The sequence below is a fragment of the Bradyrhizobium sp. 31Argb genome, assembly GCF_043638955.1.
Classification (GTDB): domain Bacteria; phylum Pseudomonadota; class Alphaproteobacteria; order Rhizobiales; family Xanthobacteraceae; genus Bradyrhizobium.
Map to the genome: position 1 here is coordinate 1 of NZ_JBEGDB010000110.1, position 24,395 is coordinate 24,395.

General features: G+C 63.0%; 16 protein-coding genes, 1 pseudogene and 1 riboswitch. Of the genes and pseudogenes, 8 read left to right on the forward strand and 9 right to left on the reverse strand.

Annotated features, from left to right (window positions below; all coding sequences use genetic code 11):
- Positions 1 to 251 (forward strand): hypothetical protein (locus AAFX91_RS21355; protein ID WP_394567770.1); only part of this gene is annotated, 251 nt, incomplete at its 5' end.
- 733 nt (positions 252 to 984) lie between these two features.
- On the opposite strand, the gene AAFX91_RS21360 is transcribed toward AAFX91_RS21355, so the two are convergent.
- From AAFX91_RS21360 to alaS, 8 genes are all read right to left on the reverse strand, one after another.
- The gene (locus tag AAFX91_RS21360; RefSeq protein ID WP_394567771.1) at positions 985 to 2,064 is read right to left on the reverse strand and encodes a transporter; all 1,080 of its coding nucleotides are present in this window, start codon (positions 2,062 to 2,064) and stop codon (positions 985 to 987) included.
- A 308-nt stretch (positions 2,065 to 2,372) separates the two neighbouring features.
- Positions 2,373 to 3,962, reverse strand: a complete 1,590-nt coding sequence (locus tag AAFX91_RS21365; protein ID WP_130582217.1) for a porin — start codon at positions 3,960 to 3,962, stop codon at positions 2,373 to 2,375.
- 1,009 nt (positions 3,963 to 4,971) lie between these two features.
- Positions 4,972 to 6,558, reverse strand: a complete 1,587-nt coding sequence (locus tag AAFX91_RS21370) for an adenylate/guanylate cyclase domain-containing protein (protein WP_394567772.1) — start codon at positions 6,556 to 6,558, stop codon at positions 4,972 to 4,974.
- Positions 6,555 to 9,056: a response regulator gene (locus tag AAFX91_RS21375; RefSeq protein ID WP_394567773.1), complete on the reverse strand. Its 2,502-nt coding sequence runs from the start codon at positions 9,054 to 9,056 to the stop codon at positions 6,555 to 6,557. Before AAFX91_RS21375 ends, AAFX91_RS21370 begins: the two co-directional genes overlap by 4 nt.
- A 16-nt stretch (positions 9,057 to 9,072) precedes the next feature.
- A complete protein-coding gene (locus AAFX91_RS21380) occupies positions 9,073 to 10,212 on the reverse strand; it encodes an FIST signal transduction protein (RefSeq protein WP_130581572.1) in 1,140 nt (379 codons plus the stop codon).
- A gap of 41 nt (positions 10,213 to 10,253) precedes the next feature.
- Positions 10,254 to 10,628, reverse strand: coding sequence for a response regulator (locus AAFX91_RS21385; protein ID WP_130581571.1), 375 nt, complete (start codon positions 10,626 to 10,628; stop codon positions 10,254 to 10,256).
- Positions 10,629 to 11,126: 498 nt separating this feature from the next.
- Positions 11,127 to 12,386 (reverse strand): cyclic nucleotide-gated ion channel, encoded by a 1,260-nt coding sequence (locus AAFX91_RS21390; RefSeq protein ID WP_130581570.1) that lies wholly within the window; start codon positions 12,384 to 12,386, stop codon positions 11,127 to 11,129.
- A 6-nt stretch (positions 12,387 to 12,392) separates the two neighbouring features.
- A complete protein-coding gene (gene alaS, locus AAFX91_RS21395) occupies positions 12,393 to 15,065 on the reverse strand; it encodes an alanine--tRNA ligase (protein WP_394567774.1) in 2,673 nt (890 codons plus the stop codon).
- A 203-nt stretch (positions 15,066 to 15,268) separates the two neighbouring features.
- Positions 15,269 to 15,356: riboswitch (glycine riboswitch) on the forward strand.
- Between the two features lie 135 nt (positions 15,357 to 15,491).
- Between alaS and gcvT the strand changes: the two genes are divergently transcribed.
- The 4 genes and pseudogenes from gcvT to AAFX91_RS21415 form a co-directional block, all read left to right on the forward strand.
- Positions 15,492 to 16,637 (forward strand): glycine cleavage system aminomethyltransferase GcvT, encoded by a 1,146-nt coding sequence (gene gcvT, locus AAFX91_RS21400; RefSeq protein WP_394567775.1) that lies wholly within the window; start codon positions 15,492 to 15,494, stop codon positions 16,635 to 16,637.
- Between the two features lie 12 nt (positions 16,638 to 16,649).
- Positions 16,650 to 17,015, forward strand: a complete 366-nt coding sequence (gene gcvH, locus AAFX91_RS21405) for a glycine cleavage system protein GcvH (protein WP_130581567.1) — start codon at positions 16,650 to 16,652, stop codon at positions 17,013 to 17,015.
- A 9-nt stretch (positions 17,016 to 17,024) separates the two neighbouring features.
- Positions 17,025 to 19,910 carry an aminomethyl-transferring glycine dehydrogenase gene (gene gcvP / locus AAFX91_RS21410; protein WP_394567776.1) on the forward strand — a complete coding sequence of 962 codons (2,886 nt, stop codon included), beginning with the start codon at positions 17,025 to 17,027 and terminating at the stop codon, positions 19,908 to 19,910.
- A gap of 158 nt (positions 19,911 to 20,068) precedes the next feature.
- Positions 20,069 to 20,455: pseudogene (locus tag AAFX91_RS21415) on the forward strand (helix-turn-helix domain-containing protein); the annotation flags it as partial.
- A 918-nt stretch (positions 20,456 to 21,373) separates the two neighbouring features.
- On the opposite strand, the gene recA reads toward AAFX91_RS21415, so the two are convergent.
- Positions 21,374 to 22,462, reverse strand: coding sequence for a recombinase RecA (recA, locus tag AAFX91_RS21420; protein WP_130581564.1), 1,089 nt, complete (start codon positions 22,460 to 22,462; stop codon positions 21,374 to 21,376).
- 305 nt (positions 22,463 to 22,767) lie between these two features.
- Between recA and AAFX91_RS21425 the strand changes: the two genes are divergently transcribed.
- The 3 genes from AAFX91_RS21425 (at position 22,768) to AAFX91_RS21435 (ending at position 24,322) form a co-directional block, all read left to right on the forward strand.
- On the forward strand, positions 22,768 to 22,935 hold the full coding sequence (locus AAFX91_RS21425; RefSeq protein WP_394567777.1) for a hypothetical protein: 168 nt from the start codon (positions 22,768 to 22,770) through the stop codon (positions 22,933 to 22,935).
- Positions 22,936 to 23,767: 832 nt separating this feature from the next.
- Positions 23,768 to 23,977, forward strand: a complete 210-nt coding sequence (locus tag AAFX91_RS21430) for a hypothetical protein (RefSeq protein ID WP_282532394.1) — start codon at positions 23,768 to 23,770, stop codon at positions 23,975 to 23,977.
- Positions 23,978 to 24,088: 111 nt separating this feature from the next.
- Positions 24,089 to 24,322, forward strand: coding sequence for a DUF6894 family protein (locus AAFX91_RS21435; RefSeq protein WP_394567778.1), 234 nt, complete (start codon positions 24,089 to 24,091; stop codon positions 24,320 to 24,322).
- Positions 24,323 to 24,395: the final 73 nt, after the last annotated feature.

The following is a 24,395-nucleotide window of genomic DNA, read 5'->3' on the forward strand; positions in this document are numbered from 1 at the left end:
AATCACCCCGATCGGGCAATCCAAAGCATTCCGCGCAAGTCAAGGCCGGGCACGGCGATCCTCTCGTGACGCTCACGGTCTTTCAGCCAATCTGGCGAGGCCGATTAAGCGGCGGAAGGCTGCTTCGCTCCGGGCGTGACACACTGGAACCAGAAAGACCGGGTAGCGGCTTCGAAATCAAAGCAAATTGGCCTGGACTTGTGCTGGTCGCGCTCGGCGGTGCTTTCTTGCTGGCCGGAGCTGTCATCTGAGTTGAAACGAACCTCGTTAACGTCTCGGGCATGGCGCGCACCTCAGTGCTGCAGCCATGTCTCTTCTTGGACCCGGAGCGGACACGAGAAGGGATTTCGTCTGTCACGCTGGGGATTCCGGCTTTCTGTCTGGACGTTCAATAAGTTCATATATGGGAACGTGGGTGCGTTCCGACCACGATTCTAGCGCGGCTCCGCAGACCGCGCAGATCGCGTCGCCCGTATGCGGCACCAAGAACTTCTCTTCAGTGCGTCTAACGTCCCGTTCGACCTTGACCATATTGAGGGATTCGCAAATGAATTGGCCTCGCCGAGCGATGACGGCCGCAAACGGGTATTCCCCGCTTTGACCCGCGGATTGGGCGAGAGCGATGCAGCGACGCATCATGATCGAATCCAACTCTGGGTCAGACATGCTCATGGGTGCCAGCAGACGTTTGCGCAGTTTTCTCCCACCTCGTGAACGATGTGTCTGCAACGTTCGCTTGGTTGTTGCTGCACCAAAAAGGAATGCTCCGCCTCTTGATTGCGTGATTGGTCGCCCGACAAGCGTGTCAGGCCGCTTTGACGACACGAACCGTGCAAGACTAATGTCGGGTTCGCAGTGTTGACTATGCAGATTCGGAACGTCCGCCCGCTTCTTATGAGCGGTCCTTAAATCGTCCTTCGGCTCCCTCCCTCCAAACCGCGATTGCGCAGCGGTCGCAAGAGTGATGAGTTGGCACCAGCATTTCTATTTCGTTATCCTCGGCCGCGAAGGTGTCGGCGGCGTTGGCGCCGCGGGCGACAGATTGAACGTCAGCCAGATGTTCCAGCCCGCAGGCCGATTTTCATTGGCGAATTCGCCGTAGGCCTTCAGGTTGAGATAGCCCTGCATGTCACCGACCGGAAAAATGTAGCCGACCTGCGGTCCGACGCCGACCACCCGCGACTGGAAGCAGCCGACACGATCGCCGGAGCCGCTGTCACAGCCGAGCTGCTGGTAGACGTAACCCACGAGGCCGACCTGCCACTGCTTGGTCAGGAATTGCGATACGCCCCAGTCGAGGTGCATGTCGACGCCGCTCTGATATTGCGTAGCAGGATTGATGAAGTTGTAGGTGAATCCGAGCACCGCCGAAGCTTCGTGGCCGGTCTTCGGGTCGAAATAGGTGTAGCCGCCGCCGACGTCGATCGCCCAGTGCCCGAGCCCCAGATTTGCAAGACGGGATGACTCGTAGGCCCCGACCGGGATGTCCCCGGTGATGTAGGTCATGTAGTTGTGAACGCCGGAATTCCACTTCAACTGGAAAAACGGGATCAGATCGCCAAATGCGGTGAGCGAGCTATCGATGCTGTCGAACCGCGAGAAGGGGAACGCGCCGCCCGGCGTCGTCAGTGTTCCCGTGAGCTGTCCCGCAAGTGATGTCGAGTTGTTGCCGTAAGCTGCCAACAGGACGGCAGAGGCCTGCGCGCCGAGCACGGGTGTCTCAAAAACGTAGGTAGGGGCCACCAAGCCCAGATTGGCGGTTGCATTGACCCTGGCGTTCACGGTGGCCGTCAGATTTGCGGGAATGCCACCGATCGTGATCTCCCGTGCCCGCGCCACGTCACCGCCGGCGGAAACCTGCGTACGATAGTAAATCGAAGTTATCTGCCAACCCGGCTGTTGGGGAGTAGCCGCGAGGCTACTGAAGAAGCCGGGTATCCAAAAGCTGATACCGCCCTCATCGGCGCGCGCCACATCATAGGGAAGCACAAGCAAGGTCGTAATTGCTGCCGCACTCAGCCGGCAGACAAAACCGGCCGTCGATATCGATTTCCCGCCCTTCATCCGCCAATCCCCCCTTTATTCCACCGCTCCTCCGTCACAGCCGAAGAACGATCCGACATGCGAGGGACCGGAAACGAGCAGATGCTACTACAGCGCGTCTACGTGTGATCGGTGCTTTCGCAACCTGTGCATCCTTAGCGAGAGACTGTGCCTTCCATGCCACAATTTCCCGGAGGAAAATACTTGCTGGTTTTGCCGATTCTGCATAGCGCCGCACGATTTGCGCCTAGACTGTTTCGATCAAAGCGACTGCTTTTCGAAGCCCGACGTCGTCGACCTCCTCGTTTGAGGTGAATGAAAAATGGCCCTCAGAAGTTTCGCTGAACGCGAAGCTCCAGATGGACTGCATCCTGGTCCTTGAACTCGTAGCGCGTCGAAGGCTTCGGAGCTGCCGCCCCGAGGACCGCGGAGCCTTGGAACTTCTGGTCGAGGTGAAACCACTGCACTTCCGCCGAGAAGGTCAGGTTCTTGACCGGTGTCCAGCGGGTCACCGTGCCGAGCTGCGAGACGTTGAAGTCGGGATTGCAGACATAGTCGGCGCTCACCGCCTTGGCCGGCGTGGTGTAGTTGGCGCAGATGAATGCCTTGGCCGTGCCATCGTAGCGGACCACCGAATAGCTGCCATAGAGGCTCGTCGACCAGTACGGATCCCAGTTGTGGTTGAATGCGCCGCGGACGCCAATGGCCTCGGTCAGATGCAGCGAGCCGTCGCCGCCGGCTGCGACCGGCAGGTAGACCGCATCGGTAGTGGCGCCGAAGCCGATGCTCTGATAGGCCGCCGGATTGCCGGTGCCGCCGAACAGCGCAAAGCTCGGCGAGGTCGAATCCGTTCCGATGACGTATTTCGTGGCTCCCTTGGCATAGCTCGCATCGAGTTTGATGTCGTCGGCGGTGCCGGTCGGCAGGTTCTTGATTTGCAGGGCGGCCATCACCGCGCCACCCCATTTCGTGTCGGGGTGACCGCTGATCTCCGACAACGCAGTCGGCGCCGCACTCGGCAAGCCGACCGCGCCGGCCGGTGCGCCAGCGGTGTTGAGGACGTTATAGGAGGCGTTCACCTCGTGCGCCGCTGCGGAAATCTGGAACAGCCCCCAGGCCTGATCGACGCGGATATTGCCGACGACCTCAGGCGCATGAACGCCGGCATAGGCGTTGCCGGTGTTCAACGTGGCATTCAGCGGCAGCGACAGATTGTAGACGGCGGTACGGTCCCACACGGTGGGATCGTCAAGTCCGATGCTGCCGGTCACGCCGTTGCCGAAGTCTGCGGTGTACTGGATGTTGTTGGTACCGCTATTGTCGCCGCTTTGGCCCCCCAGCAGGAACGACGAGTTGTTGCCCGGAGTACCCTGCCAGGGCGACGCGTAGGCGGAAGCTGATTTACCGAAGGTGAATCCCGCGAACTGGACGAAGAGATCATAGATGGCGACATAGCCGCCGCCGGGGGTGTCGAGCAGGTTCGAGTTCGCGACTGGAAGCGAGCCGTTGATCGAGTTCGGGTTGAAAGTGCTGCCGCCCAGCGTGGTGAACTGGAATTTGCTCGAAGCGAAGGTGCGGACCACCCCATATTCGGTGGCGGTGCGGGTATCGACCGTCAGCACCATGCGCGAGCGGCCGACGAAATAATCGAAATAACGGTTCCGCTGCCCGGCATCGCCATTCCACGCCGGCTGGCCGTGGGCGGCGCCGCCGTTGAAGGTGACGTCGGCACGCACATAGCCGCCGAGCTTGATGCAGGTGTCGGTACCCGGAATGAAGAAGAAGCCTGCGCCGTATAGCGAGCAGACCTTCACATATTCGACGGCCTTCGCCTTGACCGGCAGATCCGCCGCTTGGGCGCCGCCGGCGACCATCAGGCCAGCCATCATTCCGAGAACGAGATTCCGCGCCCTTTTCATTCCGGGGCTCCTTCCCGTGACTCATGCAGGTGCGTGCACCAAGAGTGAATCCAAGACGGCCGGCAGGCAATACGTGCCGATGAACCGCATGCAACTGGCTGGCCGATGTGATCTTTCTGCCACGCCGGCCGGACACAGCGGAGAGGATGTGAGTTCGCATTCTCGCGGCACGAGATGCCCGAGCTGTGCGTACGTTTCACCCTCTCATTGGACAGAGGGCGCAGGGAAAGCCGGGTGCTGGTTGCACCCGTGGGTCCCGTGCAACAAAAAGCACGGGGGTAGGACCACAGGTTCAACCGAAGCATTCCGGCTTTCCCTGCGCGATGGTGTTACGGCTTACTTCGTGCTCTCCCCGGTGACCGGGCTTTCTTGCCACCGTCACTTCCCGCGCGAACTCGTTTCGCGCGAAAAACTTAGCGCCAGCGTCGGGGCGCCAGGACCACACGACTTCGCCGTCCGCGATACGCGCGCTCGTCAGTCGCACGCATCGCGTCCACCGCATCTCACCGCAACGTTCGTGACGATCGCGACCCGCCCCTCATTCGGGTGAGACGCGCGGAGTTAAATCACTGATTTGCCCGACGGCGAAAGCGGAATATTTTTCGCTGCAAGGCTGGACAGACTTTCGAGTGATTTGCCCGTCGGGTCGTTCTGTCGCGGCTAAGCACCGAAATCGTCGTTGCACTCGAAGCGAAGCAGGCCGCAGCGAAAGGAGGATGCGGGTCTCAAAGGCTCAGTCGAATGCCCTGCATGTCCGATTTCGGACGTAGAACGGAAATGGAAAACTCGATCCGAGAGTGACCGCTTTTGACCCAACTCGGAAGTCATCCACCTGTCCGAGGGGCTAGAAAGATCCCCTTCCAATTGAGGCGCCACGCGGGCATACCGGGGCAATTGTTGGCATCGTGATGGGACACCCAAATTTTCTAACGGAAAGCTGGGGGGCGTTGCTGGTCGGCATAACCTTCGCGCGGCCGAGCGGCGTCAGGTGCACCTTGCCGTTGCGCGCCTAGATCCGGCTCAAGAAAAACGTCTCCAGTTTGCCTTTGCCCTTTACCTCAATGCTGCCGCGTGGCTCCAGCGCGAAGGGACCGACGAGGTGGCGGGCTGTATCCTGGGATACATGGATTCGATTAGGCAGAGAATAGGCCTCAAGCCGGCTGGCGACGTTTACAGTATCGCCCCACACGTCATAGATGAAGCGGTGCGCGCCGATAATGCCGGCAACCACGGGACCGGAATGTATGCCGATCCGTATTTGCAAGGGCCAGCCGAAATGGCCGTTGACGCGGCCCAACCGATCAATCATGCCGAACGCCATTTTCGCGATCGCTGCGAACGGATCGGGGATCGGATCGGGCAAGCCGGCGACGGCCATATAGGCATCGCCGATGGTCTTGATCTTCTCGACGCCGAGCTCGCGGGCAAGCGCGTCGAATTCCGAAAACAGTTGGTTCAAATATTCGACTAACACTGCGGGCGCGATCCGACCCGAGTGCTTGGTGAAGCGCACCAGATCGGCGAACAGAACGCTTACGTCTTCGAAGCGATCGGCGATCATGGTTTCGCCGTGGTTCAGGCGGCCGATCACCTGTCTTGGCAGAATGGTCAACAACAGCCGCTCGAACTTGGCTGTTTCGTCCTCGATGCGGCGAAGGTATCTCTGCTCGCGGTCGCGCCAGCGCTTCTTGTGCAGACAGGCATTGATCCGCGCGCGCAGCAGGATCGGGTCGAACGGCTTCGGTAGATAATCCTCTGCGCCGGCCTCGATGCAGCGGACGGCGCTGTCTGTATCCGCCAGGGCCGTAATCATGATAACTGGAATGCGACGTAGCCGCTCATCCGCCTTCATGCGCACGAGCACGTCAAGTCCGTTGATGTCGGGCATGATCAAGTCGAGCAGGACGAGATCGAATTCATGGTGCTCGAGCGCCTGCAGGGCCTGCTGACCGCCGGCTGCGGAAGCGACGCGATGACCATCGCGGGCCAGTCGGCGCGACAGGAGATCGCGGTTGGCTTCGATATCGTCGACAACGAGAATGGAGCCGGTTTCGGTGACGGCAGACGGCTCCTGACGGACGGGCCCCAGGCTGCGAATCAGTTCGCTTACCATTGCCGCGCCGGTCTGGTCGCAGGCTAGGCTCGTCTCATCGAGATCGGCCGAAAATCTCACGATGTGATCGAGACGTGGCAGCAGGTCGGTGGCCGCCAGCAGCACTCGGTCGAGGTCTGCCCGCAGCGCGCTCGAGATATCGGCCAGATCCTCGCTGAGCATCTCGGCATAGCCTTTGATCGCGTTCAAGGGTGTACGCAGCTCATGGCGTAGCTGCTGCTCCTGGGTGGCGGCCGCCTGGCCGGTCAGGTTGTTCTCGCGATCGCCCTCGACCAGCCGGTCGACCTTGTCGGCGAGATCCCGCGCGGCACGGAGGACACAGTTGACATCCGGCAGCATATCCTGACGCCCGTCCCGCGACGCCTCTTCGTGCATGATCTCTGCATAGCCGAGCAGGGCGTTGACCGGGGATAGCAGTTCCTGGCGAAGGTGGGCGAGCCGAATTCGTGAGGCGCGCGCGCTGTCGGTGTCAATGATGCTCATGGCCGCTCCGGACCCGCGCGGGGGGCATGCCGGGGTACCAGTTCGTCGAGCGCCGCCAGCACGGCTTTGCCGCTGAATTCGCCCTTGTGCACCAAATGCTGCACCTGGCCGTTGAGGCGCGCGAGATCCTCGGCCGTCAGGGCCTTCGCGGTGACGACGATGACCGGGATGCGTCGCCAGCGGGATTCGGCGCGCAGCCGCGCGACGAACTCGAACCCGTCCATCTCGGGCATCATCAGGTCGAGCAGAATTGCGTCCGGTGAAGCCTCGTTCAAGCGTTCGAGGCCAACCCGACCATTCTCCGCTTGCGTGACCATGCAATCGATCTCCCGCAACGCGCGCCCCATCAGCTCGCTGGTCGGAGCGTCATCCTCGACGATCAGCACGTGCCGTGGCTCGCCCCTCGGGCAGCACTTTTCCACCGCGCGGACCAGTTGGTCGCGATTTATCGGCTTGATCAGGTAATCGGCGGCGCCGAGCGAGAAGCCGATGCTCTGGTTGTCGACGATCGTGACCATGATCACGGGAATTTCGGCGAGTGCCGCATCTTCCTTCATGGCACTGAGCACGGCCCAGCCGTCCATCTGCGGCATCAGAACGTCGAGTGTGACCACGTCGGGTTTCAGCGTGCGGGCAAGCTGCATCGCCTCCTCGCCATTGGCAGCCGTGCGAACGGCGTAACCGCCGCGCTGCAGGTGTCGGCACAGCAGTTCCCGCGCATTGGGATCATCGTCAACCACGAGAACGATGGGCGCATGCTCGGGCTCCGCGACCTGCAGACCAGGAGAGCGCTTCTCTAGCGTCGGGGTCGCAGTGTCCGGAGCGGCGCGTGTCACCGCCGGCAGACGAACCACGAAGGTCGTTCCCTTGCCGGCTTCGCTGGTCAGAGTCACATCGCCGCCCAGCAGCAGGCAGAAGCTCTTGGTGATGGCGAGGCCGAGCCCGGTACCGCCATAGGCGCGGTTCGTCGATTCATCGGCCTGAGTGAAGGCCTCGAACACCTTGGCCTGCTGATCTGGCGTCATGCCGATACCGGTGTCGCGCACCTGAAACTCGATCCCGTCGCCGGCGTCGGTTGTATCGCGGAGCGCGGTCAACGTGATCGTCCCGTTCCTTGTGAACTTGCAGGCATTGCTGAGAAGGTTGAACAAGATCTGCCGCACCTTGGTCAGATCGCTGTGGATCGTGCCGACCTCGTCGGCGCAGTTGACCATGAGCGCATTGCCGGTCTTCTTGGCTAGCGGGATGACGGTCGCGGCGACGCCATCGATCATGGGCCGCAGTTCGAACGCCTCCAGATAGAGCGTCATCTTGCCGGCCTCGATCTTGGATAGATCGAGGATGTTGTCGATCAGGCCGAGCAGATGCTTGCCGGCATCCTGAATTTTGCGCAGGTCCGCCGTCTCCGATTCGCGCCCGGCACCCTGGGCGTCCTCGAGCAGCATCTCGCTGTAACCGATGATCGCGTTCAAGGGCGTGCGCAGCTCATGGCTCATGCTGGCGACGAAGTCCGACTTCGCACGGGTCGCCTGCTCGCTCGCCCAGATCGCTTTGTGCAGCTCGCCTTCCATGCGCTTGCGGTCGCTGATGTCGGCGAGGCCGTTGATCATCGCCGGCCGCCCCTCGAACTGGACTTGCTGCGAGGCTATCAGCGCCCAGAACTCCTCGCCTCCGGCCCGCTTGAGCAGCATCTCCATGCCCTCCACATGGCCATGCTCGGTGAGCGCGCCGATGAAGCGCTCGCGATGCTGCGGGTCGGCGTAGAGAGTTTTCGCTTGAACGCCCAGGGCGGCGGAACCCTCGAGCCCGAACATTTCGCCAAAACGTTGATTGGCATACCGGATGATCCCGTCGTCGAATGTGACGATCGCCACCGCCATCGGTGCGGCCTCGGCAATGACACGGAGCCGCTGCTCGCTCTCCTGAATCGCCTGCTCCGCCTGCTTGACGTCGGTGATATCGGTGTAGGTCGCGACCGTGCCGCCGTCGTCGGTTTTGCGCTCGTTGATCTGGATCCAGCGCCCGTTGGAGCGTCGTTGCAGATGCGTACCCTTGGGATCTTGGTGCCTGGTTAGGCGTTCCGCGACCCAAGCCTCGTCGCGCCCCTTGGCGTCGCGGATCTCGCCTCTTGCGACTGCATTGCGGAGGATCGTTTCGAATGATACGCCCTCCTTCACGACATCGATGGTGCGGGTGCCGTGCATGTCTAAGTACCGCCGGTTGTATATCACCAGTTTGTCGTCGGCGTCGTAGAGCGAGAAGCCCTCCGAGATGCTCTCGATCGCGTCGGTCAGCCGGGTCTGGGCCTGCGTAGCCTTGTCGCGCGCCTCCGACAGCTCCTCGACGCTCAGCTCCAGCGAGCGCTCGAGCATCGCCCGATCGCTGTCGAAATCGGCGTATGCGGCATCGACGGCTGCTACGAAAGGCTGCAGCCCAGTCGGCAATTCGCCCTCGACACCGAGGTGCTTTCTGAGCTGACGTCGTAGCAGCCTGTGCATCTGTGCCCTGTGACGGTCAGTCCTCGGCGAAAGTCGTGATGGTCATGGTTTGATTGTGCAGGCGGCACTCGCCACCGTGTACGAAGGGGCTAAGCTCGCCGTACGAGTAGAACCCGGAAATCTTCGTATCCTTCCCGAACACATTCCTGATTGCTTCGATCTCTTCTTCGGTACGCTGCTTCATCACAAGCTTGCGACCGACGCAGCTCACCAGAATGGCAAGATCCGGCTGCTTATCGCTCAGCCCGCTGAGGCTGGCCCTGGCGGCGGACGTCGCGCCGTCGACGAGATCGTCAACGTTGGTCTTCATCAACCGCGCCGTTCCGCCCTGTGGGATGTCGCCGGCGAAGGTCATCGACTTTTTCTGCTCGTCTATGGACAGGACGGTCCGGACGACACCCTGGCCTCCCTTTGCGTCGGTAACCAGGATCGGGAAAAGCAAGGCAGAGCTTGGCAACTGCTCGGCGTGCGAGCCCAGGTACGATTTATAGAGATCGAGCGCCGACCGCCCATCCAGCTCATAGAGGATGTTGCCCTCGGCCCGAGTGATGGTGCGCAGCGGCCCGAACGGCTCCCAGCCGCCCATCGATGCGTAGCCAATGCGCAAATCGTTGCCGTACAGACCGACCGCTGCCACGCGCTGAGGGCCCGCGGCATCGTCGGCAATGACCCAAGTCTCGGAAAAGTTGGTTCCATCTCCGGAAAGGCCGCCGGTGATCGACACGCCTTCCGAGACGCCGCCCGCGAGACCGCGCGCCAGGTCGGAGCCATTGACGTGTAAGCCATCAGAAAGCACGAACACGTGGCGCAACGAGGCGTCGTTGAGCTGCCGTGCGAGCTCCTTGCCGACGTCATAGCTCGCCTTCGCCTCGCCAATCGCAGCGGAGGCGAACCGGAGCCGCGTATGTTCGAAGTCCGCAAGGGTGGCAATCACCGAGTCGTCGACGACCATGTCGCCGACGATCTCGCCGGAAGTCGAGCAACCGAGCATGGCGGCCCCTTTAAAATGGTCGCGCAGCTCATCCACGGGGGCGCCTGCCTGCATCAGTGATCTCGCGCCAAAAACGAACACGACACTTTGTCGTCCGACTTCATCGGTCGGCAAATTCGGGCGCCATCCCTCACTTTGAGACCATTTGTATTGAGCCGTTTTCATGAGTTGCTCCCTCTCATCGCTCGTTCGGACCTTGTGATCGTCTACCGTCCCGCAGCCGCGAGGAGCGCCTCGATCTTACCAAGCAGCCTCTGCAGCTCGATCGGTTTTGTGTCATAGTCGTCGCAGCCGGCCTCGAGGGCCTTGGCCCGGTCGGTCGCCATAGCGTGCGCCGTGAGCGCGATGATCGGGATCTTGCGCAGCTCAGGCGCGGCCTTGATCCGGCGCGTCGCTTCCCAACCGTCGATCACCGGTAGGCTCATGTCCATCAAAATGAGATCGGGCCTCTCATTCGTCGCCATTTCGACGCCGCGCGCTCCGTCCTCGGCGACGGCAACTTCGTAGCCGCCGCGCACGAGGCGCCGCGAGAGCATGTCGCGGTTCATCTCGTTGTCTTCGATCAGCAGGATCTTGGGCATCGCACAGCCTCGAGCCGGACTGTGAGCACTGCTTACCGGGATCGCCCGGATGACATCAATAGACGCTAAAAAAAATAGCTTAGCACCCCAGCCTGCCTGTCGCATCACAAAAATGGCGAGTAGGCCGACAGGGAATTCCCAAAGTTCGAGGTGATTTTTCAGTGGTACAGTGGGTCACAGCCGTGTTTTTGTACTCAGGAACTGCAACCAATAGATGCGAGAGGCGATCATTCATACTCGATAAAGCCCATAATTCGCACATGTGGGGGGCTTTCCATTCCTTGCATGTATGTACGCTGACATGCCATATCGTAGCAGCAAGGCGAACTCGCTGTTCAAGACTGTGAGCGACGAAGCATCAATCAAGCGGGGTAGCCGTAAGTTGGCGCCCTCTTTCATTTTAGACCAAACTTGTGATGTCGCCTGTTGGCCCATCGCGTCGATATTGGCTTGTCTGCTCTTGCACCGCTCTTCAGGACTCAGCGGGCGTGAATCACTTTATGAGTGCACGGCCTGATCGTCGTTTCCGCCGCCAGTCTCCGCCGGCTCAGCCTGCGCGATCTCGGCCGCGGCGATATCGCCCTTGCCGACCTCCCCCGTATCCGCAAGCCGCGCTTCCGCGGTCTCCTTCACGTGCGCGGCAAGCGCCGGCAGGCGTTCGATCAAAGCGTGAAAATCCTGGGCGTCGAGCGCGAGCAGCCTGGTCTTGCGTGTCGCCGTCACGGTGCCGGAGCGGCTGGTGCGCTTGAGCAGTGCGATCTCGCCGAAGAAGGTGCCGTCGGAGAGCCTGACCCGCTGGCTCGGCAATTCGATCTCCACCTCGCCTGCGGTGATGAAATACATCGAAGAGGCCACGTCGCCGCGGCGGACCAGCACCTCGCCCTGCTCGATGGTCTGGGCGCGGAGCAGCCGCATGATGTCGGCGATCTCTGCGGCGCCGAGATGGGAGAACAGCGGCACCCGCGCCAGCATGCCCCAGGTGACGACGAAATCGCGCCGGCGCACCTCGTCGGCGAAGGCGGTCGAGATGATCGCGACCGGCAGCGCGATCATGGCAAATCCGAACACGATCGCGAACACCGTAACGATCTTGCCGAGCGGCGTCACCGGGATCACGTCGCCATAACCGACGGTGCCGAGCGTTACCATCGCCCACCACATCGCCTGCGGGATGGTGCCGAACTTGTCCGGCTGGACCTTGTGCTCGATGGCGTAGAGCAGCGAAGCGAACAGCAGCACCGCGCCGGCGAGGATCACGAGGCAGCCGACCAGCGTGCGCCGTTCGGCGTGCAGCGCCGCCAGCAGCGAGCGCATCGCCGGCGAATAGCGCACGAGCTTCAGGAACGGCAGCATGCCGAACAGCACCACCGCAGTCTTGTCGCCCAGCATCAGCGCGATCGCCGACGGCAGGAACGCCATGAGGTCGATGATGCCGAAGCTCGAGAACACATATTCGAGCCGCGCCCGCGCGGCAGTCGTGGCGTGCAGGGAGTGGCCGGCCACGCTCCAGATCCGCACCGCATATTCCAGCGCGAAGACGATGACCGCGGCGATCTCGATGGTCGCAAACAGCGCCCCGAACGAGGCGTCGAGCTCCGGCACCGACGCCAGGATCGCCGCCAGCACATCAATGGCTATGATGAGGACGAGCAGCCGGACCAGGCGCGCGCCGGGCGAATAAGGCAGATGGTCGTGCTCGAGCAATTCGTAGAGCCGGTCCCGCAACTCAGGGGCACCGGTCTCGCGCTTGCCGGGCATGGTCGCTTACACGCCGGCGAGCGCTTGCTCGATCGCCGATAGCGCCGCATTGGCCTTGGCGCCATCCGGCCCACCGGCCTGCGCCATGTCGGGCCGGCCGCCGCCGCCCTTGCCGCCGAGCGCCTCCGATCCCTTGCGCACCAGATCGACCGCGTTGAAGCGCGAGGTGAGGTCGGCGGTGACGCCGACCACGATGCCGGCCTTGCCGTCCTCGGTGACGCCGACGATCGCGACCACGCCGGAGCCGATCTGCTTCTTGCCGTCGTCGACCAGACTCTTGAGGTCCTTGGTCTCGACGCCCTCGACGGCGCGCGCCAGCAGTTTGATGTTGCCGACCTCGCGCACGCCGGCGCCGCCGCCGTTCGACGCAGCACCGCCGCCCATCGCAAGCTTCTTGCGGGCATCCGACAGGTCGCGCTCGAGCTTCTTGCGCTCTTCCATCAGCGAGGCGATGCGCGCCGGCACGTCCTCGATCGACGTGCGCAGCTCGTGCGCCGCGGTCTTCGCCAGCGCGATGGTGTCATTGGCGTGCTTGCGGGCATAGCTGCCCGTCAGCGCCTCGATGCGGCGAACGCCGGAGGCGACCGCGCTTTCATTGGTCACCGAGATCAGCCCGATGTCGCCGGTACGCCGCACATGGGTGCCGCCGCACAATTCCACCGACCAGCCGAGCGCGTTCTGGCCCTGCTCGCGCGGGCCCTTGCCCATCGAGACCACGCGGACTTCGTCGCCGTACTTCTCGCCGAACAAAGCGCGGGCGCCGGCTTCGCGGGCGTCATCGACCGCCATGACGCGGGTGGTGACCTCGTCGTTCTCGAGCACCACGTCGTTGGCGATGTCCTCGACCCGGGCGAGTTCCTCCGCCGTGATCGGCTTCGGGTGCACGAAGTCGAAGCGCAGCCGGTCCGGCGCGACCAGCGAGCCGCGCTGGGCGATGTGGTCGCCGAGCACCTGCCGCAGCGCCTCGTGCAACAGATGCGTCGCCGAGTGGTTGCGCCGGATCGCCGAACGCCTGCCGTGATCGACGTCGAGCTGCAGCGCGGTGCCGGCCTTCAGCGTGCCCTGCTCCACCTGGCCGATGTGAACGAAGAGATCGCCAGCCTTCTTCTGGGTATCGGTGACGCGGAAGGTGACGCCCTCGCCGGTCAAAACGCCGGTGTCGCCGACCTGGCCGCCGGACTCCGCATAGAACGGCGTCTGGTTGAGAACGACCGCGCCGCTCTCGCCGGCCTTCAACCCGTCGACCTCCTGGCCATCCTTCACCAGCGCCGCGACCACGCCCTCGGCGCGCTCGGTCTCGTAGCCCAGGAATTCGGTCGCGCCGAGCTTCTCGCGCAGCGGGAACCAGACGCTCTCGGTCGCAGCCTCGCCCGAGCCCGCCCAGGCCGCACGCGCCTTCTCGCGCTGGCGATCCATCGCGTCGGTGAAGGACGCCTGGTCGACGCTGATGCCGCGCGACTTCAGCGCGTCCTGGGTGAGGTCGAGCGGGAAACCATAGGTGTCGTAGAGCGTGAAGGCGGTGTCGCCGTCGAACATGTCGCCCTTTTTCAGGCCGGCGCTCTTCTCATCCAGAATGGCAAGGCCGCGCTCCAAGGTCTTGCGGAAGCGGGTCTCTTCCAGCCGCAGCGTTTCTTCAATCAGTTTCTCGGCACGCACCAGTTCCGGATAGGCCTGGCCCATCTCGCGCACCAGCGCCCAGACCAGGCGATGCATCAGCGGCTCGCGTGCGCCGAGGAGCTGCGCATGGCGCATTGCACGGCGCATGATCCGGCGCAGCACGTAGCCGCGACCTTCATTGGAGGGCAGCACGCCGTCGGAGATCAGGAACGAGGACGCGCGCAGATGATCGGCGATCACGCGCAGCGAGGCCTTGTGCTCGCCCCTGGGATCGGCGCCGGTGAGATCGGCGATCGCCCGGATCAGCGAGACAAACAGGTCGATGTCGTAATTGTCGTGCACGCCCTGCAGCACGGCGGCGACGCGCTCCAATCCCGCGCCGGTGTCGATCGAGGGCTTCGGCAGCGGATTGCGCGCGCCGCCCTCGAGCTGCTCGAACTGCATGAACACGAGATTCCAGATCTCGATGAAGCGGTCGCCGTCCTGCTCCGCCGAACCGGGCGGGCCGCCCCAGACCTTGTCGCCATGGTCGTAGAAGATTTCCGAGCACGGGCCGCAGGGGCCGGTGTCGCCCATCTGCCAGAAATTGTCGGAGCCGGCGATGCGGATGATGCGCGAGTCCGGCAGGCCTGCGATCTTCTTCCAGAGATCATAGGCTTCGTCGTCGTCGATATAGACGGTCGCCGTCAGCTTGTCCTTCGGGAGCCCGAATTCCTTGGTGACCAGGTTCCAGGCCAGCTCGATCGCGCGATCCTTGAAGTAATCGCCGAAGGAGAAGTTGCCGAGCATCTCGAAGAAGGTGTGATGGCGCGCGGTGTAGCCGACATTGTCGAGGTCGTTGTGCTTGCCGCCGGCGCGCACGCATTTCTGCGAGGTGGTGGCGCGGACATAGGGCCGCTTCTCGACGCCGGTGAAGACGTTCTTGAACTGCACCATGCCGGCATTGGTGAACATCAACGTCGGGTCGTTGCGCGGAACCAGCGGCGACGACGGCACGATCTCGTGGCCGTTCTTCGCGAAGAAATTCAGAAAGGTCGACCTGATGTCGTTGACGCTGCTCATAGCCATCCAACCGGAAAAGGGGCCCGGAATCCGCCACAAAAGGGTTAATCTTCCGGCCGAACGCTTTTAGACAAGGCGCACGGCGGTGTCCAGAAACTGTGCAAGCACATCATAGGCTTGCCGCGATCGCGTAAAGGGCCGTTGATAGTTGCCGCGGCCGCGTTGACAGCCTTGGCCGCGCCGTGTTTCCCTCCTATCTACTCTCAGTCACGTCGGGAGAGACCGGCCTTGCGCCGGCGCCGAAGGAGCAACCGCCCCGGAAACTCTCAGGCAAAAGGACCGCGTGACCACTGACATCTGGAAAGAGGTGCGTGAGGCTTCAAGCCGGGCGCGCCCGCCGACGGGATAATACTCTCAGGCAAAGCGACAGATGGGGCTTTTGGGTTTCCAGGGGATGGTCCCCACGGGAACCGCGAGGGCCCTGCAATGCTTGCGCGAGACGAATCCGACCTCAAACGCACTCCCCTTTACGCGCTGCACCTCGCCCACGGGGGCAAGATGGTGCCGTTCGCGGGCTACGAGATGCCCGTGCAGTACCCTGCGGGCGTGCTGAAAGAGCACCTTCATACGCGCAGCCACGCCGGCCTGTTCGACGTCTCCCACATGGGCCAGCTCGCGCTGCGGCCGAAATCCGGCAAGGTTTCGGACGCGGCCGTGGCGCTGGAGCGGCTGGTGCCGCAGGACATCCTCGGCGTCGCGCCGGGACGGCAGCGCTATGCCCAATTCACCAATGCCGATGGCGGCATCCTCGACGACCTCATGGTCGCGAATTTCGGCGATCACCTGTTCCTGGTGGTGAACGCCGCCTGCAAGGCCGAGGACGAGGCGCACCTACGGAAACATCTGTCCGATGCCTGCGACATCGATTCGCTGTCGGGCCGCGCGCTGATCGCGCTGCAGGGACCACGGGCCGAATCGGCGCTGGCGAAAATTTGTGCAGACGCGCCGGCGATGAAATTCATGGACGCCGGCCGGCGCCGCGTCGCCGGGCTCGACTGCTTCGTCTCCCGCTCCGGCTACACCGGCGAGGACGGTTTTGAAATCTCCGTTCCCGCGGAGCATGCCGAAGCGCTGGTGACCCGGCTCCTGGATAATCCCGATGTGCTGCCGATCGGGCTCGGCGCGCGCGACAGCCTCCGGCTGGAGGCCGGGCTCTGCCTCTACGGCCACGACATCGACACCACGACGACGCCGGTCGAAGCCGCGCTGGAATGGTCGGTCCAGAAGAGCCGCCGCAAGGGCGGCGCCCGCACCGGCGGTTTTCCGGGTGCGGAAAAGATCCTCGATCAGTTCGAGCGTGGCGCGCCGCGGCGCCGGGTCGGCCTGAAGGCGCAGGGACGCGCGCCGGTGCGCGAAGGCGCGGCGCTGTTCGCCGATGCTGATACGGGCGAGGCGATCGGCAAGGTCACGTCCGGCGGCTTTGGCCCGAGCCTCAATGCACCTGTCGCGATGGGCTACCTGCCCGCCGCGCTCTCCGGCATCGGCACCACCGTTTTCGCGGAGGTGCGCGGCCAGCGCCTGCCGCTTGCGGTCGCCGCCACGCCTTTCGTTCCCAACACCTATAAACGCTAGAGGACACTTTTCATGACGACGCTCTACACGTCCGACCACGAATGGCTCCACATCGAGGGCGATGTCGCCACGATCGGGATCACCGACTACGCGCAGCAGCAGCTCGGCGACGTCGTGTTCGTCGAACTGCCGAAGGTCGGGCGCACGCTGAAGAAAGCGGAAGCCGCCGCCGTCGTGGAATCCGTGAAAGCGGCCTCCGACGTCTACGCGCCGATCTCGGGCGACGTGCTCGAGGTCAATGACGCGCTCGCCGCCGAGCCGGCGCTGGTCAATTCGGATGCCGCCGGCAAGGCCTGGTTCTTCAAGATGAAGATCGCCGACAAGAGCGAGCTCGGCGGCCTGATGGACGAAGCCGCCTACAAAGCCCACACCGCCTGAGAGGTTTCCATGAACGCGCCGTTCAAACCGACCAGTGAAGCCGCGGCCACCTTCGTGCGCCGCCACATCGGCCCCTCGCCGCGCGACGTCGATGCGATGCTGCAAACCGTCGGCGCCATCAGCCTCGCCGCGCTGATGGGCGAGACGCTGCCCTCATCGATCCGGCAGAAGGCCCCGCTCGATCTCGGCCGCGCGCTGAGCGAGACCGAGGCGCTGGCCCATATGAACGAGCTGGCGGCGCAGAACCAAGTGTTCACCTCGCTGATCGGTCAAGGCTATTCCGGCACGATTTTGCCTGCGGTGATCCAGCGCAACATCCTGGAAAATCCGGCTTGGTACACGGCCTACACGCCCTATCAGCCCGAGATCAGCCAGGGCCGGCTGGAAGCACTGTTCAACTTCCAGACCATGATCTGCGACCTGACCGGGCTCGACGTCGCCAACGCCTCGCTGCTCGACGAGGCAACCGCGGCGGCGGAAGCGATGGCGCTGGCCGAGCGGCACTCGCAGGTGAAGGCGAAAGCATTCTTCGTCGATCACGAAGTCCATCCGCAGACGCTCGCGGTGCTGCGCACCCGTGCCGAGCCGCTCGGCTGGAGCCTGATCGTCGGCGATCCCCTCACCGATCTCGACAAGGCCGACGTGCTCGGCGCCCTCCTGCAATATCCGGGCACCTCGGGCGCAGTCCGCGACCTGCGGCCCGCCATCACATCGCTGCGCGCGAAGGGCGCGCTCGCGATCGTCGCCGCCGACCTTTTGGCACTGACGGTCCTTGCGTCGCCGGGCGAGCTCGGCGCCGACATCGCCATCGGTTCGGCGCAGCGCTTTGGCGTGCCGATGGGCTATGGCGGCCCGCATGCCGCCTACATGGCGGTGCGCGATGCGCTGAAGCGCTCGCTGCCCGGCCGCCTCGTCGGGCTATCAGTGGATTCGCGCGGGATGGCGGCCTATCGGCTGGCGCTGCAGACCCGCGAGCAGCATATCCGCCGCGAGAAGGCGACCTCCAACATCTGCACCGCGCAGGTGCTGCTCGCCGTGATCGCCTCGATGTATGCGGTCTATCACGGCCCCGAAGGCCTTAACTATATCGCGCGCAACGTGCATCGCCGCGCCGCCGTGCTGGCGGCGGGATTGCGCAAGCTCGGCTTTGCGCCCACGAGCGAGGCGTTCTTCGACACGCTGACCGTCGAGGTTGGCGCCAAGCAAAGCGAGATCGTGGCCCGTGCGCTCGCGGAGAGGATCAATCTGCGCGTCGGCCAAGGGATCAGCCAAGGCACGCTCGGCATCGCCGTCGATGAGACCACGACATCAGAGACCGTCGAGGCGGTGTGGCGCGCATTCGGCGGTACGCTGGCCTATGCCGACGTCGAGACCGGCGCGCGCGAGGCGCTGCCGGCGGAATTGAAGCGCACCACCGCGTTCCTGACCCATCCCGTGTTCCATGCGCACCGCTCCGAGACCGAACTGCTCCGCTACATGCGCAAGCTGAGCGATCGCGACCTCGCGCTCGATCGCGCGATGATCCCGCTCGGCTCCTGCACCATGAAGCTGAACGCGACCACGGAGATGGTGCCGCTGACCTGGCCGGCGTTCGGCAGCCTGCATCCGTTCGCGCCGGCAGATCAGGCCAAGGGCTATCACGCATTGTTTGCGCGATTGGAAAAATGGCTGTGCGACATCACCGGCTATGACGCGGTCTCGCTGCAGCCGAATTCGGGGGCGCAGGGCGAATATGCGGGCCTGCTCGCGATCCGCGGCTATCATGCCGCGCGCGGCGAGGCCCATCGCAGGATCTGCCTGATCCCCTCTTCGGCTCACGGCACCAATCCGGCATCCGCCGCGATGGTCGGCATGGACGTCGTGGTGGTCGCCTGTGATGCGCGCGGCGACGTCGATGTCAATGATCTCCGCGCCAAGGCGGAGAAGCATTCGGCTGACCTCGCGGCAGTGATGATCACCTATCCCTCGACGCATGGCGTGTTCGAGGAGCACATCAGCGAGATCTGCGACATCGTGCATGAGCATGGCGGACAGGTCTATCTCGATGGCGCCAACCTGAACGCGCAGGTCGGGCTGTCGCGGCCCGGCGACTATGGCGCCGACGTCAGCCATCTCAATCTGCACAAGACGTTCTGCATCCCGCATGGCGGCGGCGGCCCCGGCATGGGCCCGATCGGCGTGCTGGCGCATCTGGCCCCTTATCTGCCCGGCCACCCCGCAACCAATGGCGGAACGCCGCACCCGGTCGGACCGGTGTCGGCCGCGCCGTTCGGCTCGGCGTCGATCCTGACCATCTCCTACATTTATATCCTGATGATGGGCGGCGAAGGCCTGACGCGCGCCACCGAGATCGCGATCCTCAATGCCAACTACATCGCGGCACGCCTGCAGGCGCATTTCCCGGTGCTGTACCGCAACGCCAAGGGCCGCGTCGCGCATGAATGCATCATCGATCCGCGGCCGCTGAAGACCTCGGCCGGCGTCACCGTCGACGACATTGCAAAGCGCCTGATCGACTACGGCTTCCACGCGCCGACCATGAGCTTCCCGGTGCCGGGCACGCTGATGATCGAGCCGACGGAATCGGAATCCAAGGCCGAGCTGGATCGTTTTTGTGATGCCATGATCGCGATTCGCCAGGAGATTGCCGAGATCGAAAGCGGCCGCTTCAAGGTCGAAGCCTCGCCGCTCCGGAACGCGCCGCACACCGTGCACGACATCGCTGACGACGGATGGAATCGCGCCTATACCCGCGCCGAGGGCTGCTTCCCCGACGGCGTCTCTCGGTCAGACAAATATTGGAGCCCGGTCGGCCGCGTCGACAACGTCTACGGCGACCGCAACCTGGTCTGCTCCTGCCCGCCGCTGAGCGATTACGCGGAAGCTGCGGAGTGAGATGACGCCGTCATTCCGGGGCGTGCAACAGAGCGCCCCGGAATCTCGAAGTTGCAGAGTTGTAGGATGGCTAGATGTGGTCTTTCAGGAGGTTGTCCATCTGGTCCGAACCGAGGAAGCTGAGGTTGCGAAGCTTCAGTGTTCCCCGGAGAGACCAGATGAACAGCCACAAGAATGCGCGTTTGACGCCCAAAGGTCGAGAGGCGATGGTACGCAGCGTGGTGGAGGGTGGGCTGAGCCAGGCCGACGCGGCCTACCAGTTCAACACGACACCGAAGACGGTCGCCAAATGGGTCGCGCGGTTCCGCGCCGAAGGTGTGAATGGGTTGCGCGACCGTTCCTCAAGGCCCCTTTCATTGCCAGGCCAAACAGCGCCCGCCACATGCACGATGATCGAGGCGTTGCGCCGGCAGCGCCACACCGGCAAGCAGATCGCCGCCGAGGTCGGTGTCTCGGCGGCGACCGTCAGCCGCGTCCTGCGGCGGCTGGGATTGAACCGGATGCGCGACCTGGCGCCGGCCGAGCCGGCCCGGCGCTATGAACGCGCCGCGGCCGCGGTAGTTATCTCTCCTGAGGGTACGGAGTTCATCATCGAGACCAGCCACGGCGGGCGTCGGACCGTGCGCCAGCCCCTCCAGCAGAGACCCGATCTCCCACTCCTTGAACACACGACGCTGGCGAAGGCCGCGAAGATGGAACAGCGAATTCGTATCCCGGTATCCTGCGGCAATCAGCTCCAGCAGGCGCATCTCCGTCGCGCCGAGTCCAGTTGTGCTGGAGGGAAGCTCTTCGAGAAGGTCAATCAGAGCTGTCCTCAGCAGCGGTAGTGCGCTCAAATCCTTGCCGAGGAGGTTGAAGCAGGCTTCCGGCGTCGGCGCCCGATACGCCTGCCAGCTCATGCTTCCCGTTTCAAGCTTCGCCTCGGTGACGTCGACTTTGCGTACGTCCGTCGCGGCGGGTCCCTCGTGGTCCATCATGAGCAGATCGAAGTCGACAATGAGCAACCTCAACTTGGCCACTGTTTCCGGGTGGGAGCGAAAGAAATCGAGCAGCGAGATCAATTGCAACTGATCATCCGGCCCTGGATCAAACCATAGCTCGACAGTTTTGTATGGCTCGCAGAAGTCGACCAAGGCGAGGTCCTTGCGAGCTTCGCTGTTGTTTCGAAACTCGCCGACGAAGTCCGACCAATGAGATCCCGGACCGTGCTGCTCAGAACGCGCGGCGACATAGGTGGCGAAACTGTCAGGAAACGGCAATGGACCCCATACAAGACGAGTGGTGAAAGGAATGACGGCTTCAGCTAGATCCATGCGCATGAGGCAGTAGCCGGACGAGCTGGTCAGGATCAGGCGCTTCATAATCCCCCTCGGCAATCACCCAAACAAAACGGGCGCCGAAGACGTCGGCAACTCAACGTCCTCAGCGCCCGCTTCCCGCGAAGAAATCGGATATCTTGAAACTTACTCTTCCGCCGGCTCATCGCCGTCGGCGTCACGCTCGGGGGTGCCGGCGAGGATCTGCTCGGCGATCAGGCCGGAGTTCTGCCGGATCGCGAGCTCGATCTTGCTGGTGATGTCGGGGTTGGACCTGAGGAACGCCTTGGAGTTCTCGCGGCCCTGACCGAGCCGCTGGCTGTCATAGGAGAACCATGCGCCGGACTTTTCGACGATGCCGGCCTTGACGCCGAGGTCAAGGATCTCGCCCATCTTGGAGACGCCCTCGCCATACATGATGTCGAACTCGACCTGCTTGAAGGGCGGCGCCAGCTTGTTCTTCACCACCTTCACGCGCGTGGTGTTGCCGACCACCTCGTCGCGCTCCTTGATCGCACCAATGCGGCGGATGTCGAGGCGGACGGAGGCATAAAACTTCAGCGCATTGCCGCCGGTCGTCGTCTCCGGCGAGCCGTACATCACGCCGATCTTCATGCGGATCTGGTTGATGAAGATCACCATCGTGTGGGACTTGTTGATGGAGGCGGTGAGCTTGCGCAGCGCCTGGCTCATCAACCGCGCCTGCAGGCCCGGCAGCGCATCGCCCATCTCGCCTTCGAGCTCGGCCTTTGGCACCAGCGCCGCCACCGAGTCCACCACCAGAACGTCGACCGCGCCGGAGCGCACCAAGGTGTCGCAGATTTCAAGCGCCTGCTCGCCGGTATCGGGCTGCGAGATCAGGAGTTCGTCGATATTGACCCCGAGCTTGCGCGCATAGACCGGATCGAGCGCGTGTTCGGCGTCGATGAAGGCGCAGATGCCGCCCTTCTTCTGCGCCTCCGCCACCGTGTGCAGCGCCAGCGTGGTTTTCCCCGAGGATTCCGGCCCGTAGATCTCGACGACGCGTCCCTTCGGCAGGCCGCCGACGCCCAGCGCGATGTCGAGCCCGAGCGACCCCGACGATACCGTCTCGATATCCATCGAGCGGTCGCTCTTGCCGAGCTTCATCACCGAGCCCTTGCCGAACTGGCGCTCGATCTGGGACAGCGCAGCAGACAGAGCTTTGGACTTATCCATGGAGGATCCTTCGACAATACGCAGCGTAGTGACGGACATGGGATGTGCTCCTTATGACGGGGATTCGCTAGCGGGACAAACGGGGCGCGATAAGAAATCGATGGTTTATTGCGTTGGAAATTCTGTACCACCTTTGTTCCATGTTCGCAATATGTTCTTTTTTGAACTCGGGCGCCCCAAGTTCCCGAAAGAGAGAGAGCGCGACAATCCGTAGTTCTCCGACCGAGAACGAAGTTCCTTTCGAACTTAACGCAAGTTAGCGGGTATCCGGGTTTCCTTCCTGGCGAGGGAGCATCTCTTCCGTTCCGGAATTGTCTTTCAGACAGATCAGAACGGGAAATGCCATGAGAAACGCGCTGCAAGACCCGCGCTACTGGCGAGAGCGAGCGGAAGAGACGCGCACCAAAGCAGAGGCGTTTGCGTACCGTAACTCGCGCGAAAGGCTGCTTAAGATCGCCGAAGAATATGATCGACTGGCTGTCTACGCCGAGCAATGGCAGTTGCAACAGTAAGGCCGCGCCATCCCGCCGAGATGGTTGGGAAGAACTGGCAGTCGTGAACTCAGCTGCGATCGAGCAGGCGCTCGCGCAAAGCTCGTCGTGCGCCTTGCGAAGGTTCTCGGAACACGCGCTCCAGATCGATGCTTGCGCGCGATCGTTTTGCTCGCTGGCATCGATCGCCGCCGCCGGCAAGCAGTGGTGCAACGACTCGCGCAGACCCGCAGTCCCCATTGCTCAGCTACGATTGCCTCGCCGCGACGACAGCGATCGTCCGCGACTGAAACTCAATATGGGCGAGGACGGGTGCCCATGTACCGATCGCGCCCGCGCGGGCGCCGTAGTTCTCCGGACAAGAACAAAGTTCCATCAAAATGTTCGCGATTTGGTGCATCTGCCCGAGAACGCACGGGTTTTCGAACGGGGCTGCTTGACGGTATCCCCCCACGCCTGACGGATCGCAGAGTGCTTCGGGTTCCTCGGACGACAAGTTGCTCGTGGGTCCGGACCTGTAGCGGGCTTGTCCGAGGGGCCGCGGCCGGCTGCCACGTTTCCGAGATAGTTCCGTCACGCATCGCATGAAGCAATTTGATCGAACGTGTCGGCAACGGCGCGTCCTGGCGGAACTGACCAAGCTTTGGGAAAAATATGCACTCCGCTGGAACGGTGGGATTCGATCGATGTTAACTTACGTTAAACCCGGGGACGGCGATTGGTAGGGTTTGGGAATACCGCGACCAGCGATCGGATCGCGCAAGGCTGCGGCAACTGCCCTTCGGCAGATTGCGATGTGGCGCAACCTTTCGTTCGGCCTCGAATACCGCCGGCTGTGCGCGGAGCCTAAAAGATGATCCATAAGGGCGTCGAATATACCGTCACACTGGCCACCCCCGGTGTGTGGAAGTGGCAGTTTCAGATCGGCGATACAATCAAGACCGGCAAGACCGAGGCGAAGCTTCAATTGCTGGCGATCCGACGGGTTCAGCTACGCATCGACCGCGAGCTGAAGAAGGCCAGCCGCGAAGCGAGCAGCGCCGCAAACTCATCATTGCGCTGACAGCACTACCGTAAATAACCGGGATTGATCTTTCCCCTGTCACGACCTCCACTGAGTTTTTGCTCCCAGTGGGTTGCCGGTCGGCGGCCTTTGATGCGCCGGTGCCATCTCATGCCGCTCTATTTCTTTCGCATCCGAACCGCCGACGGCACCGGCATCTGCAACGACGGTGCGGAGTTTGCTGATCGCGATGCTGCCTGGAAGGAGATGACTCGTGTCTGCGCCGACATGATCAGCGGCGTATCGCGTCATCTTCGGGAAAACGCGGAGTGGCAGATCGAACTGCTGGACGAGGCCAAGAGCCCGATCTTCCGGATTCGGCTGGTCGCGAAAACGCTGGACTAGCATTACAGTTGTAATTGACTGAGGATTCTGAATCCATGGGCAACCATGATTCGAAGATCGTGGACGCAGGCAG